Source organism: Streptomyces sp. NPDC005141 (genome assembly GCF_053599975.1).
Map to the genome: position 1 here is coordinate 16,508 of NZ_JBSFYW010000022.1, position 14,067 is coordinate 30,574.

The 14,067-nt window shown below is 71.5% G+C and carries 12 protein-coding genes and 2 pseudogenes; 9 read left to right on the plus strand and 5 right to left on the minus strand.

Features of this window, described 5'->3' with window-relative positions; genetic code table 11:
- Nucleotides 1-157 precede the first annotated feature (157 nt).
- Together ACWD68_RS19140 and leuA are read right to left on the minus strand one after the other, a co-directional pair.
- Nucleotides 158-853: a TerB family tellurite resistance protein gene (locus ACWD68_RS19140; protein ID WP_451807601.1), complete on the minus strand. Its 696-nt coding sequence runs from the start codon at nucleotides 851-853 to the stop codon at nucleotides 158-160.
- Nucleotides 854-1,039: 186 nt separating this feature from the next.
- Nucleotides 1,040-2,791, minus strand: coding sequence for a 2-isopropylmalate synthase (leuA, locus tag ACWD68_RS19145; RefSeq protein ID WP_451807602.1), 1,752 nt, complete (start codon nucleotides 2,789-2,791; stop codon nucleotides 1,040-1,042).
- Between the two features lie 320 nt (nucleotides 2,792-3,111).
- On the opposite strand from leuA, the gene ACWD68_RS19150 reads away from it, so the two are divergent.
- The 5 genes from ACWD68_RS19150 to ACWD68_RS19170 all read left to right on the plus strand — a co-directional run bounded on the left by ACWD68_RS19150 (nucleotide 3,112) and on the right by ACWD68_RS19170 (nucleotide 8,167).
- Nucleotides 3,112-4,182, plus strand: coding sequence for a M4 family metallopeptidase (locus ACWD68_RS19150; protein ID WP_451807603.1), 1,071 nt, complete (start codon nucleotides 3,112-3,114; stop codon nucleotides 4,180-4,182).
- Between the two features lie 104 nt (nucleotides 4,183-4,286).
- Nucleotides 4,287-4,553 (plus strand): protealysin inhibitor emfourin, encoded by a 267-nt coding sequence (locus tag ACWD68_RS19155; protein WP_451807604.1) that lies wholly within the window; start codon nucleotides 4,287-4,289, stop codon nucleotides 4,551-4,553.
- A gap of 136 nt (nucleotides 4,554-4,689) precedes the next feature.
- On the plus strand, nucleotides 4,690-6,006 hold the full coding sequence (locus ACWD68_RS19160; protein ID WP_451807605.1) for a GH1 family beta-glucosidase: 1,317 nt from the start codon (nucleotides 4,690-4,692) through the stop codon (nucleotides 6,004-6,006).
- Entirely contained in the window at nucleotides 6,003-7,265 is a 1,263-nt protein-coding gene (locus tag ACWD68_RS19165) for an MFS transporter (RefSeq protein WP_451807606.1), read from the plus strand. The genes ACWD68_RS19160 and ACWD68_RS19165 overlap by 4 nt, the downstream gene beginning before the upstream one ends.
- An 83-nt stretch (nucleotides 7,266-7,348) precedes the next feature.
- A complete protein-coding gene (locus tag ACWD68_RS19170) occupies nucleotides 7,349-8,167 on the plus strand; it encodes a GNAT family N-acetyltransferase (RefSeq protein WP_451807607.1) in 819 nt (272 codons plus the stop codon).
- Nucleotides 8,168-8,399: 232 nt separating this feature from the next.
- Here ACWD68_RS19170 and ACWD68_RS19175 read toward each other — a convergent pair whose 3' ends face one another.
- Nucleotides 8,400-8,597, minus strand: coding sequence for a hypothetical protein (locus tag ACWD68_RS19175; RefSeq protein WP_451807682.1), 198 nt, complete (start codon nucleotides 8,595-8,597; stop codon nucleotides 8,400-8,402).
- Between ACWD68_RS19175 and ACWD68_RS19180 the strand changes: the two are divergent.
- The 4 genes and pseudogenes from ACWD68_RS19180 to ACWD68_RS19195 all read left to right on the plus strand — a co-directional run.
- A pseudogene (locus tag ACWD68_RS19180) lies at nucleotides 8,524-8,852 on the plus strand (MmyB family transcriptional regulator); the annotation flags it as partial. The gene ACWD68_RS19175 and the pseudogene ACWD68_RS19180 sit on opposite strands and share 74 nt — an antisense overlap.
- 291 nt (nucleotides 8,853-9,143) lie before the next feature.
- Nucleotides 9,144-9,620 (plus strand): hypothetical protein, encoded by a 477-nt coding sequence (locus tag ACWD68_RS19185; protein ID WP_451807608.1) that lies wholly within the window; start codon nucleotides 9,144-9,146, stop codon nucleotides 9,618-9,620.
- Nucleotides 9,621-9,851: 231 nt separating this feature from the next.
- Entirely contained in the window at nucleotides 9,852-11,180 is a 1,329-nt protein-coding gene (locus ACWD68_RS19190) for a beta-xylosidase (protein ID WP_451807609.1), read from the plus strand.
- Nucleotides 11,181-11,280: 100 nt separating this feature from the next.
- Nucleotides 11,281-12,294: pseudogene (locus ACWD68_RS19195) on the plus strand (WxL protein peptidoglycan domain-containing protein); the annotation flags it as partial.
- Here ACWD68_RS19195 and ACWD68_RS19200 read toward each other — a convergent pair.
- Together ACWD68_RS19200 and ACWD68_RS19205 are read right to left on the minus strand one after the other, a co-directional pair.
- Nucleotides 12,191-12,529, minus strand: a complete 339-nt coding sequence (locus ACWD68_RS19200) for a P-II family nitrogen regulator (RefSeq protein ID WP_385694445.1) — start codon at nucleotides 12,527-12,529, stop codon at nucleotides 12,191-12,193. The pseudogene ACWD68_RS19195 and the gene ACWD68_RS19200 overlap by 104 nt on opposite strands.
- Nucleotides 12,526-13,830: an ammonium transporter gene (locus ACWD68_RS19205; protein ID WP_451807610.1), complete on the minus strand. Its 1,305-nt coding sequence runs from the start codon at nucleotides 13,828-13,830 to the stop codon at nucleotides 12,526-12,528. Before ACWD68_RS19205 ends, ACWD68_RS19200 begins: the two co-directional genes overlap by 4 nt.
- Between the last annotated feature and the right edge of the window lie 237 nt (nucleotides 13,831-14,067).

Below are 14,067 nucleotides of genomic sequence, written 5' to 3' on the forward strand. Positions count from 1 at the left end.
GTCCTCCCCTCCTCGCGGAATGTCTGGACAGACACCAGACTCCCGGCGCGAGGGGCGGTATTCGTCGCGCGGAAGGGCGAGTTCGCGGGTACTACGAGGGGTGGCCCGGGGGCCGGACTACTCCCTGGGGAGTATCGGCGGGCCGGGTGGAGCGGTCCTACGAAGGCGTCCGTGCCGTCGCCAGGAGTCGGGTCACGTCGTCCGAGCAGATCGTCAGGGCCGCGCCCACGGTGGCCAGGACGTCCCGTTCGGCGGGGGTGTACGGCCCGTCGGCGAGGGCGATGCGGGCACCCGTGAGGAGGATCGCCTCGCGGCCCGTCGGAGCGAGGTGCGGGGCCAGTGGGTCCAGGGCCTCGTGGAGCTCTATGGCCAGGCTCGCTCCACAGGGCTCGCCGAAGAAGCGGCCCGTGTCGGCGGCGAGGGCCTCGACGAGGGCGCCGAGCTGGTCCTCCGTGCAGTCGTCGAAGCCGGCCGAGCGGACGGCCGCGGCGGCGGTCTCCAGGGACGAGCGGGCGCAGCCCCCGCCCGCCGCGAGGACCGCGAGGGCGACCGTGTGGACGGCGTCGCGGAGCATCGCGGAGAAGCGGGTGGTGGTGGGATGGTCGAGGACGTCGGCGCCGTAGTGGCGTCGGCAGGCGGCGCATTCGACGACGGGCCCGGTCTCGCCGCGTGGAATCACGGGAACACCGAGAAGAGTGAAGCGGCGGCGGCCGGCGAGCCGTTGGTAGTTGCGGTCGCCTCCGCAGCCGGGGCAGAAGAACTCACCGTCGCCGACGGTGCTCCATGCCGTACGAGTGCCCAGGATGCGGGGAACCTGAACTGCACGACCGTTTCGTCCCCATCCTGGCAGCACGTCGCACACCTCCGTAACGCCACGGCAACATCGCCGCGCTTGCGTGATGTTAGCCACATTGTTGAGGCTGAGTCAGTACCCCGGACGAGACCTGCTCGTGACCTGCACATGGATTGGCCGGTATACGACCGGGGCCCCGCCCGCCTCGGAAGGCGGACGGGGCCGGAAAGAACCAGGTGAACGAGGTCAGCGGGCCGCGCGGTTGACGGCGGAGACGACGGCCTTCAGCGAGGCGCGTGTCGTATTCGCGTCGATGCCGATTCCCCACAGAACCTTGTCGCCGATCGCGCATTCGATGTACGAGGCGGCCTGCGCGGAGGCACCCTCGCTCATCGTGTGCTCCTGGTAGTCCAGCAGGCGTACGTCGATGCCGATGGACTGCAGGGCGTCGAAGAAGGCGGAGATCGGACCGTTGCCGGTACCGCTCAGGACGGTGTCCGCGCCGTCGACCGTGGCCTCGACGGTCAGGGTGTCGACGCCGTCCTTGTCCGTGGCGGACTGGCCGGTCCTGACCTGGATACGACCCCACGGGTTCCCGGGGTTGGGCAGGTACTCGTCCTGGAAGGTCGCCCAGATGTCCTTCGGCGTGACCTCGCCGCCCTCGGCGTCCGTCTTGGCCTGGATGAGCTTCGAGAACTCGATCTGCATCCGGCGCGGCAGGTCCAGCTTGTGGTCGTTCTTCAGGACGTACGCGATACCGCCCTTGCCCGACTGCGAGTTGACGCGGATGACGGCCTCGTAGGAGCGGCCGACGTCCTTCGGGTCGATGGGCAGGTACGGGACGGCCCACTCGATGTCGTCGACTGTGACGCCCTTGGCGGCCGCGTCGGCCTCCATCGCGTCGAAGCCCTTCTTGATGGCGTCCTGGTGGGAGCCGGAGAAGGACGTGTAGACCAGGTCGCCCACGTACGGGTGGCGCGCGTGGACCTCCATCTGGTTGCAGTACTCCCACGTACGACGGATCTCGTCGATGTGGGAGAAGTCGATCTGCGGGTCGACGCCCTGCGAGAACAGGTTCATGCCCAGGGTGACCAGGTCGACGTTGCCGGTGCGCTCGCCCTGGCCGAACAGGCAGCCCTCGACACGGTCGGCGCCGGCCATCAGCGCCAGTTCGGCGGCGGCGACGGCCGTGCCGCGGTCGTTGTGGGGGTGGATCGACAGACAGACGTACTCGCGGCGGGACAGGTTGCGGCCCATCCACTCGAAGCGGTCGGCGTGCGTGGAGGGGGTCGAACGCTCCACCGTGGCGGGCAGGTTGAGGATGATCTCGCGGCCCGGGCCGGGCTGCCAGACGTCCATGACCGCCTCACAGACCTCCAGCGCGAAGTCCAGCTCGGTGTCGGTGAAGATCTCGGGGCTGTACTGGTAGCCGAACTCGGTCTCGGGGCCCAGCAGCTTCTCCGCGTACTCGGCGACCAGGCGCGTGCCGTCGACGGCGATCTGCTTGATGTCGTCCCGGGAGCCGCGGAAGACGACGCGGCGGAAGACCGGGGCGGTGGCGTTGTACAGGTGCACGTTGGCGCGCCTGGCGCCCTTCAGTGACTCGACGGTCCGCTCGATCAGGTCCTCGCGGGCCTGGGTCAGTACGGAGATCGTGACGTCGTCCGGGATCGCGGTCTCGTCCTCGATGATCGAGCGGACGAAGTCGAAGTCCGTCTGGCCCGACGCCGGGAAGCCGACCTCGATCTCCTTGTAGCCCATCTTCACCAGCAGGTCGAACATCTCGCGCTTTCGCGCGGGCGACATGGGGTCGATCAGGGCCTGGTTGCCGTCGCGCAGGTCCGTGGACAGCCAGCGGGGGGCGACGGTGATCCGGTTGTTCGGCCAGTCGCGGTCCGCGATGTCGACCTGCTCGTACTGGCCGTACTTGTGGACCGGCATGGACGTGGGCCGCTGACGGTTCGGGCGGGTCTGCTGGCTGCTCTGGCTGTTCGCCATGATGCGTGGGCTCCTCAGGATGTCCGAAAGGACGGCCGACGGCGCAACGCCAGACTCCGCGGGGAGGGGGTCGGCCTCGACTACAGGCCCTCGCCGCGGCAGCTAAGGAGAAGCAGCCCGAAACGCATGATGCTCCGCAGCCTAGCGGAGCCGCGCTCCGCCAGGAGGGCTGTATCAGTATGCGGGATCGCACCCCCCGAAAAGGACAAAAAGTGCGCCATACCACTTCCTGGCGGAACCGCAGCCTCCTTATCTCCGCATTTCACCAATCATGGTTGCACGTAGTGACATCGACGTCACTCAGTGCAAGGGTGCCGGGCATGAAGACCAACGGGGGCTTCGAGCCCGTTCACTGCACCATCGTGCCGCCCCATGTCCTCGACAAGCTCGCCCAGCACGAGGACCCGGCGCTCTCCGGTCCCGCGCGCCAGACCCTGGAGCGCGACGCGTACGAGCGCACCCACCGGCGGCTGACCACCGTCATCGGCGCGCCCGCCGTGGCCGCGCCCGCGGAGCCCGACGAGCAGAAGCCGCACCGGACGATCTACGACGCCCGCCACCGCCAGGACCTGCCCGGCAGGAAGGTCCGCGGCGAGGGCGACAAGCCGGGCAAGGACGCGACGGTCAACCGCGCGTACGCCGGCCTCGGCGCGACCTTCGAGCTCTATCTGAAGGCCTACGGACGCACGTCGATCAACGGCGAGGGCCTGCCGCTCGACGCCACCGTGCACTTCGACGCGAACTACAACAACGCCTTCTGGAACGGCGAGCAGATGGTGTTCGGCGACGGTGACGGCGAGATCTTCCTCGACTTCACCATCCCGGTCGACGTCATCGGCCACGAGTTGACCCACGGCGTCACGCAGTACACGGCGAACCTCACCTACTTCGGCCAGCCGGGCGCCCTGAACGAGTCCATGTCGGACGTCTTCGGCTCGCTGATCAAGCAGTACACGCTCGGCCAGACCGCCACCGAGGCCGACTGGCTGATCGGCGCCGGGCTGCTCGCCCCGCGGGTCACCGGCACCGCCCTGCGCTCCATGAAGGAGCCGGGCACGGCGTACGACGACGACGTCCTCGGCAAGGACCCGCAGCCCGGGACGATGGACGGCTATGTCCGCACCGGCCGGGACAACGGCGGTGTCCACATCAACTCCGGCATCCCCAACCACGCCTTCTACCTCGTCGCCCAGGCCCTCGGCGGCCACGCGTGGGAGCGGGCCGGACAGATCTGGTACGACGTCCTCACCGGCGGGGAGCTGCCCCAGCAGGCCCTCTTCTCGGACTTCGCGCGGCTCACGCTCGCCGCGGCGCGGTCCCGGTTCAACGAGGGCGAGGAACTGCTGGCCGTGACGAAGGCCTGGGAACAGGTCGGGGTCCCGGCCACCTGACCCCGGCCACCTGACCCCGAGTGCATGACCCGGAGCACGGCAGGTCCCCGCCACATGGTCCCGGGCACATGGCCCCGGTGCCCGACTCGTACTAGACAGGACCCATGCGTATTCAGGTGAGGCGCACGGGCGGGTTCGCGGGCATCGAGCGTCATGCCGAGGTGGACACTTCGGGACGGTCCGACGCCCCCGAGTGGCATGCCCTGGCCGAGCGGGCGTTCGCCGCCGGCCGGGGCACGCCCCCGGCCGGCGTCCCGGACGGCTTCAGCTATCAGATCACCGTGGACGGCAGGACGGTCCACGCCGCCGACCCGAAACTGACGGAGGACCAGCGCGAGCTGATCTCACGGGTGCTGAAGGAAGGCGCCTAGAGCCCGGTCCGGCGGTCGGGCCCCGGGAACGCGGAGGGCGGGATCGCGGGCTCCGGGAACGCGGAGGACGGGAACACGGAAGCCGGGGAGCCGTGGGTTCACACCGAACCGTTGACTTCCGTTACCGCCGGTACAGATGATCGCGCGCATGGCGAAGAACCCCCTCCCGCAGTTCCCGCCCGGCTTCCTCTGGGGCGTGTCCACCTCGGCCCACCAGATCGAGGGGGCCGCGGACGAACGCGCCCCCTCGGTCTGGGACGCCTTCACCGCCGGGCCCGGGCACGTCAAGGACGGCTCCACGGCGGCGGTGGCCTGCGACCACTTCCACCGCTACCCGGAGGATGTGGCACTCCTCGCCGGCCTCGGCGTGGACGCGTACCGCTTCTCCGTCTCCTGGCCCCGGGTGAACTCCCCCGGCGGCCTCGACTTCTACGACCGCCTGGTCGACGCCCTGTGCGCCGCCGGCATACGGCCGCTGCCGACCCTCTTCCACTGGGACCTGCCGGTGGAACTGGACTGGCTGGACCGGGACACCGCCGAGCGGTTCGCCGAGTACGCCGGCGTCGTCGCCGCACGCCTCGGTGACCGCGTGAAGAAGTGGATCACCCTCAACGAGCCCGCCGAGCACACCCTGTTGGGCCACGCGCTCGGCGCGCACGCTCCCGGCAAGCGGCTCCTGTTCGACGCGCTGCCGGTGGCCCACCATCAGCTCCTCGCCCATGGTCTCGCCGTACGGGCCCTGCGCGCGGCCGGTGCCGGCGACATCGGGATCGCCAACTCGCACGGCCCGACGTGGGCCGCCTCGCGCGGCACCGAGGACGTGGAGGCGGCCGACTTCTACGACCTCCTGCTCAACCGTCTCTTCGCCGACCCCGTCCTGCTCGGCCGGTACCCCGAAGGCATCGGCGAGTTGATGCCCGGCGACGTCGAGTCGGACCTGAAGATCATCGCCGAGCCGGTCGACTGGTACGGGATCAACTACTACCAGCCGACCAGGGTGGGCGCCCCCGAGGGCGCGGAGATCGAGTTCAGCGGACTCACCCTGCCCGCCGAACTGCCCTTCACCGTGCGGGAACTGGAGGGATACCCGGTCACGGACTTCGGCTGGCCGGTGGTGCCCGAGGCGCTCACCGAACTGCTGGTCGGCTTCCAGGAGCGCTACGGCGACCGGCTCCCGCCCGTCGTCATCACCGAGAACGGCTGCTCGTACGACGGTATCGACGACCAGGAGCGGATCACCTTCCTGGACGGTCATGTCCGGGCGCTGCACCGGGCGTTGGAGCGGGGCGTCGACGTACGCGGCTACTTCGTCTGGTCCCTGATGGACAACTTCGAGTGGGCCGAGGGGTACGCGCGCCGCTTCGGCCTCGTCCACGTCGACTACGACACCCTGGAGCGGACCCCGAAGGCCTCGTACGGCTGGCTGCGGGACGCCCTGCGGGCGCAGAGATGACCGCCGCCGACCCGGTCATACCCGCGGCGGCCCTCGCCGAGCCCGTCGAGCGGGTCGGCCGGGGCTGGACCTCGGCGCTCTCGCTCGCCAACGGCGCGATCTGGGTGGGCTGGTACGGCCCGCTGCAGATCCTCCTCGCCTCCCAGGCCGAGGACTTCGCGCCCGGCACCGGCCTGTCCAAGGAGGCCACGCTGGCCTGGGTCACGGGTGCGGGCGCGGTCGTCTCGCTGGTCGCCAACCCGCTCTTCGGGGCACTGTCCGACCGGACGACCTCGCGCCGGGGCCGCCGTACGCCGTGGATCGTGGCCGGAGCGGCCGGCGGCGCGCTCTCCCTGCTGCTCCTCGCGGGGGCGGGCGGCGTGTGGACGATGGCGGCGGGCTGGTGCCTGGTCCAGCTGACCCTGAACGCCGCGTTCGCCGCGGTGACGGCGGCCGTCCCCGACCGGGTGCCGCGGCTCCAACGCGGTTCCGTGGGCGGCTGGCTGGGCGCGGCGCAGATCCTCGGCGTGGTCGGCGGCACGGGACTCGCGACGGTGGCCGGGGGCACCGGGGGCGGGTACGCGGCGTGCGCGGTGTTCACCCTGGTGGGCGTCCTGCCGTACGTGCTCCGCTACGAGGACCTGCGATTGCCGGAGTCGGCCCGCCCGCCCTGGTCCTGGCGGGCCTTCCTCGCCTCGTTCCGGCTGAGCCCGCGCGAGCACCCCGATCTGGCGTGGGCCTGGCTGACCCGTTTCCTCATCAATCTCAGCAACGCCCTCGTGCTGCTGTACCTGCTCTACTACCTGCGGGACCGGCTGCACCACGACGACCCCGAGCAGGGTGTTCTGATCCTCACGGCGGTGAACGGTGTCACGCTGCTCGCCACCGTCGTGGTGGGCGGGGTGTGGTCGGACCGGCTGGGCCGCCGCAAGCCGTTCGTGATCTGGTCGGGCGTCCTGATGGCGGTGGCCACGGCGGCGCTGGCCGGGTGGCAGACCTGGCCCGGCGCGATCGTCGCCGCGGCCGTCCTCGGCGTCGGCTTCGGCGTCTTCACCTCCGTCGACTTCGCCCTGATGACCGATGTCCTGCCCAAGGCCCTCGACCGCGGCAAGGATCTCGGCGTCATCAACATCGCCAACGCCCTCCCCCAGGTCGCCGCGCCCGTGCTGGCGGCACCGATCGTGACGTATCTGGGCGGATACCGGGTGCTGTACCTGGTCTCGGCGGTGATCGGCCTCGCGGGGGCGGTGCTGGTGGGGCGGATCAAGGGGGTGGACTGAGGCGGTGGAGGACTGGGGCGGTGGAGGGCTGGGGCGGTCCGAAATCGGGTGACTCCGCCGGGGTGGTCGTCTTGGATGGCGGTATGACCACCGTGAACTCATCGCTCGGCCGACTGGAGCAGTACTACGACGCGGTGCCGCGTGCCGCCGCGCGGGCCGAGGACTTCGGTCCGCTCACCCTCTTCGTCCGGGAGTCCCCGGGCTGGCCCTACTACGCACGCCCTACACCCGACTGGACGGGCCCGGCCGCGACCGCCGAGGACGTCGACCGCGTACGGGCCCGGCAGCGCGAGCTCGGGGTGCCGGAAGCGTTCGAGTGGGTGGCCGAGGTGACACCGGGCCTGCGGGAGGCCGTCGGGGCGACGGGGCTGCGGGTGCACGCGCACCCGCTGATGGTCCGGGACGGCGACGACCCGGACGCCGTCCTCCCCGACCCGCACCCCCTCGTCCGCGTACTCGGTCCCGAGGACCCTTTCCTGGCGGGTGCGCTGGCGGTCCCGCACCTGGCGTTCGCCGCTCCCGGCACGGCCCTCGGCCCGGCCGGGCCCGCCGAACTGGCCGCCGAGATCACCGCCCGGGCCGGTGAGCTGCCCGCTGCGGCGGAGCGCGTCCGCGAGGGCCGCACGGTGGTGGCCGCGGCCGTCGAGGACGGCGTGGTCCTCTGCTCCGGAATGCATCTGCCCGTCGGCCGGGTGAGCGAGGTCGCGGGCGTCGGCACCCTGCCCGCCGCGCGCCGCCGCGGGCTGGCCCTCGCGGTGACCGCCGCTCTGGTGGCCGACGCCCGGACTCGCGGCGTCGACACGGTGTTCCTGTCCGCCGGTGACGACGACGTGGCCCGCATCTACGGCCGGCTGGGATTCCGCCGCGTGGCAACGGCCCTGATCGCGGAGCCGGCGGACTGAGTGGCCCCGGGCGGGCCGGGCCAGCCTCGCCGTCCGGGTGGGCCGGGCGGACCTGGCACGCCGGGCGATCCGGACGGTCGTACGCGCCGGAGGGACCGGACGACCCCGCCGGGCCGGACTGTCGCACGGGCCTGACGACCCCGGCGCCGGACGGTCTCACCCGGCCGGACGGGCAGGACCGGCGATCCCGCGAGGACGAACGGGGCGAAGGGCCCGGGACGGGCCCAACCCGTCACAGAGCCCCCGCGTCCCTGGCCGTCCACAGTGACGGGTACACCGGGCGGAAGCCCAGGTCGTGGCGGATGCGGTCGGTGGAGACGATGTCGCTCCAGGGGTCGGGGTCGGTGCGGTCGTACAACCTGCGCGCGGTCACGGCGGCCCGCCCCGACGATCCGGCGCCCGCCGCTCTGGTGGCCGAACTCCGCTCCACGAGCAAGGAGTTCGCGGACCTGTGGGAGTCCCACGAGGTCGGGGGCGGCGGTCCGCGACGAAGCGGTTCCTGCACCCCACGGTCGGTCTGCTGGAGCTCGACTGCGAGTTCCTGCTCAGTTCCGGCGACCACCAGCTCCTCATCGTGCACACGGCGCGCCCCGGCACCGAGTCGCACGAGCGCCTCCAGCTGCTGCGCGTGGTGGGCCTGCAGAACCTGGCGCCGGCCACCGGGCCGGCCGCCGGGCCGAGGTGACGCCCGGGCCCGCGTTCAACTTCGGCCACTTTCCACGACCGTTGAAGGAAAGGGTCCGCTTCCCTTGCAATCGTGAGCCACCCGCGCCTCAATGGAACCGCACATTCCGACGGACCGTCAGACACGCCGCCGCACAGCGTCCCGCACCCCACGCGCGGACGGTCCGCGTACACGTCTCCCCGCACCCTCACCGCGCACACAGGTGAGGAGCCCGTGTGCCCGGACCCAGGGCGGACGGACCCGTCCCGACCATCCCCCCATGGCAATTCCCCCACAAGGGAAGGGAATCCGATGAGAGGCAAGCGACTCGGAACCGTCGCGGCGTTGGCCGCCGGCACCCTCGCCGCGACCGGCCTGGCCTTCGCGCCGGCCGCCGCGGCCGTCACTCCCCAGACGGCCACCATCGACGCGACCTGCAGCATCGGCGGCAGCGGCGCGGCCACCCTCACGGCCACGCAGGACGGCACGGCCGCGACCATCACCCTCAGCTCCACCGACATCACGGCCCCGATCCCCGTGGCCGAGAACTCGGTCACCTCCACCCTGACCCTGGTGAACCCGAGCGGCGGGACCACCGCCTTCAGCGGCACGAGGAACCCCGCGATCGCCGCGGGCGGCGGGGTCTCGGTGGGCCCCCTGGACGGCACCGTCGCCTCCGGCGACAGCCTGGAGACCTACGGCGGCTCCCTGAGCATGGTGATCTTCGGCATCACCATCACCTGCACGGCCGACGCGCCGCAGTCCCCGGGCCCGTTCGTCTTCGACTGACCCGGCCGCGACATGGCATGACGTGAGGGCCGGTGCCGCCCGCGCGCAGCGGCACCGGGCCCCCGCAACTCACCTGATTTCAGGCTTGGTTGATGACCATGACAGAAACTGATGGGCCATCAGTCACTGCTTCGGGACTCCATTGACTTCTCACACAGCCCGCACATCAATGGCCCCCTGTCGGCGCGGATGAGCCGCTGCGCCCGCATCCCTCAGGAGGGGGCAACAACCATGTCAACCACGGGTCCGACAACCCGAAGACGCCGCTGGGCGGCACTGCTCGGGGCGACCGCTCTCGCGGTCACCGCGGGAGGTGCGCTGGCCGCCCCGGCCGGAGCCGCTTCCACGAACGTGGACTTCGCCACGCACTGCATCCCGCCGGCGATCGCGGGCATCCCGCCGATCGACGGCACCACCACCGCGAAGATCACGGTGGACAACACGAGTCCCAAGGTCGGCGACACGGTCACCGTGACCTACACGGTGGTCAAGCCCGCCGCCAGCAACCCCGTCGACCTGGCGCTGCCGGCGGACATCATGACGCCCACCGGCAAGGTCGCGCTCGGCGGGGCGCAGACCGGAAGCGTCACCGTCGCCGGTCCCAAGAAGAACGACCCGGTGCCCGGCAAGGGCGCCTTCCCGTCGTTCAGCATGACCGGCACGTTCACCGTCACCGCGCCCGGCGCGATCACCCTGTCGCCCAGCGACTACAACATCCACACCAGCTACATCATGGAGCTGGACACCCCGTGCACGGTCATCACCCCGCCCGCCCCGGTCTCGGAGACGGTCACCGCGACGGGCGGCGGACAGACCAACACCCGGGCCATCCAGCTCGGTTCGGCCTCCGGGAACCCCGGTGACAGCGTGACCGTCACCGGCAGCGACTTCACCCCGGGCGCCACCGTCACCCTCGCCGGACGGTCCGGGGCCACCCAGACCGCCGACACGGCGACCGTGACCGCGGACGCCCAGGGCTCCTTCAGCGGCTCGCTCGTCGTCAACGACAAGACGACGACCGGCGTGGTCGCGTACGAAGGGGGAAGCTGGGACCCGGACACCGGAGCGGGTCCCGCCGCGTATGTCGTCATCGACGACACGCCCGTCCCGGACGGCAGTCAGAAGCTCACCACCACGGTGCGGGCGGGAACCCTGTCGATGACCCAGGCCGGGGACGCCGTCGCACTGTCGGCGGTCGACTTCGGCAAGGGCGGGGCCTCCACGGGCGCCCTGCGGACGGTGACGGTCAAGGACTTCCGCGGCGGACCCGCGGGCTGGTCCCTGACCGGCAAGGTCACCGACTTCACCGGCCCCGGCGCGAAGATCGATGCCGGTGCCCTGAGCTGGGCCCCGGCCTGCGCCACGAAGGCCGGCAGCCCGAGCACCTGCCAGGCCGGCTCGTCCGGCACGGTGGGCACCTCGGGTGCGACCCTGGCATCCACCCCCAACGGGACGCTCACCGGTGGTGAGTTCACCGTCGACGCCGGACTGTCGCTGAACGTACCGGAGTTCACGCCTCCCGGCTCCTACTCCGGCGTGCTCACGCTGACGCTCAGCTGACCGGTCCGCCACTCGACCGGTCCATCCGCACCCCGGTGGCCGGGCGCGCACCCGCCCGTCCACCTCGTCCCGCCCATGCCGTCCGCGGGGGTCCGCACCCATGCGCAAGCCGTATGCCCTCCTCCTGAGCCTGCTCCCTGCCTTGCTCGCCCTCCTGGCGACGCCCTCGTACGCGGCCGACAACGGCAGCTGGTCGGTCTACCCCGTCTCCTCGCGCATCGCCGCGCGGCCGTACTTCTACCTCTCCGCCGACCCCGGCCAGACCCTCCGGGACAAGGTCACCGTCGCCAACAAGACCGGCCGGGCCCTGACGTTCCGGCTGTACGCGGCCGACGCCTACAACACCGCCCGCGACGGCGGGTTCGCCGTGCGCACGCTGAAGGAGAAGCAGCGCGGGGTGGGAGCGTGGGCCCGGCCGGCCCGCTCCCGGGTCACCGTGCCGGCGCACGGCAAGGTCACCGTGCCGTTCACGCTCCGGGTCCCGGCGAAGGCCGAACCCGGCGACCATCCGGGCGCTCTGGTGGCGCTCGACGAACGGATCGAGACGGGCGGGGGCTCCCTCGCGGTCGGTGTGCGGAGGGCGGTCGCCGCCCGTGTCTATCTCCGGGTCGGCGGGCCGACGGTTCCCGCCCTGGCCGTGGAGAAGGTCCGTCTCACCCACCACCAGCCGCTGGTCCCCGGCACGGGCACCGCCACGGCCACCGTCTCCTACACCCTCCACAACACGGGCAACGTGACGCTGAACCCGAAGGTGCGTCTGAAGGCCGAGGGGCTCTTCGGGCGGACCCTGCTGTCCCGCGGGCTCACGGACATCCCCTCGGAACTGCTCCCGGGCCAGCGGGTCCGGCTCACCGAACCCTGGCACGGGTCGCCTCAACTCGACTGGGGCGATGTGACGTTGACGGCCAGCGCCCCCGGAACCCGGGAGTCGGCGCAGGTGTCGTTCCTCGCGCTGCCGTGGCTGGTGGCCGTGGTGGTGGGAGCCGCGTTCGCCGCGGCGGTGGTGACGATCAGAGTGCGTCGGGCCCGCGTTCGCCAGTCCGTACCCGCACCACCGTCTCCACGGGTACGGACCACACCTTTCCGTCCCCGATCTTCCCGGTCTGCGCGGCCTTCACCACCGCGTCGATGACCGCGTCGGCGTCCGCGTCCTCGACGACGACCTCGATCCGGACCTTGGGGACCAGGTCGACCCGGTACTCCGCGCCGCGGTACACCTCGGTGTGCCCGCGCTGACGCCCGTAGCCGCTGGCCTCGGTGACGGTCAGCCCGTGCACGCCGATCTCCTGCAGGGCGGCCTTGACCTCGTCGAGTCGGTGGGGCTTGACGATCGCGGTGATGAGCTTCATGCCGAGGGCTTGACCTTCTGCGCGGTGGGGAGGGACGCGGAAACCGGGGCGCCATGGCCCAGGACCCCGTGATCGTAGGCGCTCTCGGCGTGCACCGTAAGGTCCAGGCCGGTCTGCTCGTGCTCCTCGTCCGCGCGCAGGCCCATGAGCCGGTCGATCAGCTTGCCGAGTCCGTACGTGACGGCGAAGGCGTACGCCCCGACGGCCACCACACCGACCAGCTGCCTGCCGAGCTGGCCGAGCCCGCCGCCGTACAGCAGCCCGTCGGCCCCGCCCGTCATCTCGTGGACGGCGAAGACCCCGATGAGCAGCGTGCCGATGACTCCGCCGACCAGGTGGACGCCGACGACGTCCAGCGAGTCGTCGTAGTTCAGCCTGAACTTCCAGCTCACCGCGTACGAGCAGACGGCACCGGCGGCGAGTCCGACGGCGAGCGCGCCCAGCAGGGACACCACCCCGCAGGACGGGGTGATGGCCACCAGACCGGCGACCGCGCCCGAGGCGGCGCCCAGTGTGGTCGGGTGGCCGTCTCGCCGCTGCTCGACGAGGAGCCAGCCGAGCAGGCCCGTGCAGCCGGCGGCGAGGGTGTTGAGGAAGGCCGCGGCGGCCAGACCGTTGGCGCCGAGGGCGGACCCGGCGTTGAAGCCGAACCAGCCGAACCAGAGGAGACCGGCGCCGAGCATCACCATGGGCAGGTTGTGCGGCCGCATGGCGTCCTTCTTGAAGCCGAGCCGCGGCCCGAGGACCAGGCACAGCGCGAGCCCCGAGGCACCCGAGGTGATCTCGACCGGCATACCGCCCGCGAAGTCGAGGGCGCCGAGACCGTCACGGATCCAGCCGCCCGGGCCCCACACCCAGTGCGCTACGGGAACGTATACGAGCAGCGCCCAGGCGGGCACGAAGACGAGCCACGCCCCGAACTTCGCCCGGTCGGCGATCGCCCCGCTGATCAGCGCGGCGGTGATGATCGCGAAGGTGAGCTGGAAGGTGGCGAAGAGCAGGGTGGGGACGGTGCCCTGCACGCTGTCCGGCCCGACCCCGGCCATCCCCGCGTGCCGCAGCCCGCCGATGAGCCCGCCGAACGCGTCCTCGCCGAAGGCGAGGGAGTATCCGGCGGCCAGCCACACCACCGTGACCAAGGCGATCGACACGAAGCTCATCATCAGCATGTTGAGGACGCTCTTCGCCCGGACCATGCCGCCGTAGAACAGGGCGAGGCCGGGGGTCATCAGGAGGACGAGCGCGGTGGCGGCGAGCAGCCAGGCTGTGTCGCCGGTGTCGATCCGGGCGGCCAGAGTCACGGTCTCTCCAACGGGGTGGGGGCGTCGTCAGAGCGTCACGGGCGCGCATTTCCGGTTGCGTTCACCCGCGTTTCCGATGTGTTTCATTGCGCCGTGATTTCCGAATCCTCACCATCGGGACACCCGGTGCGCGGCGTAGGAAGGTCCCGTGCGCGCGTTCCTGAACGCCCGGTGCACTCGTCCCTGAACACCCGGTGCGCGGGTCCCTGAACGCCCTGTGCTCGGGTCCCCGTACAT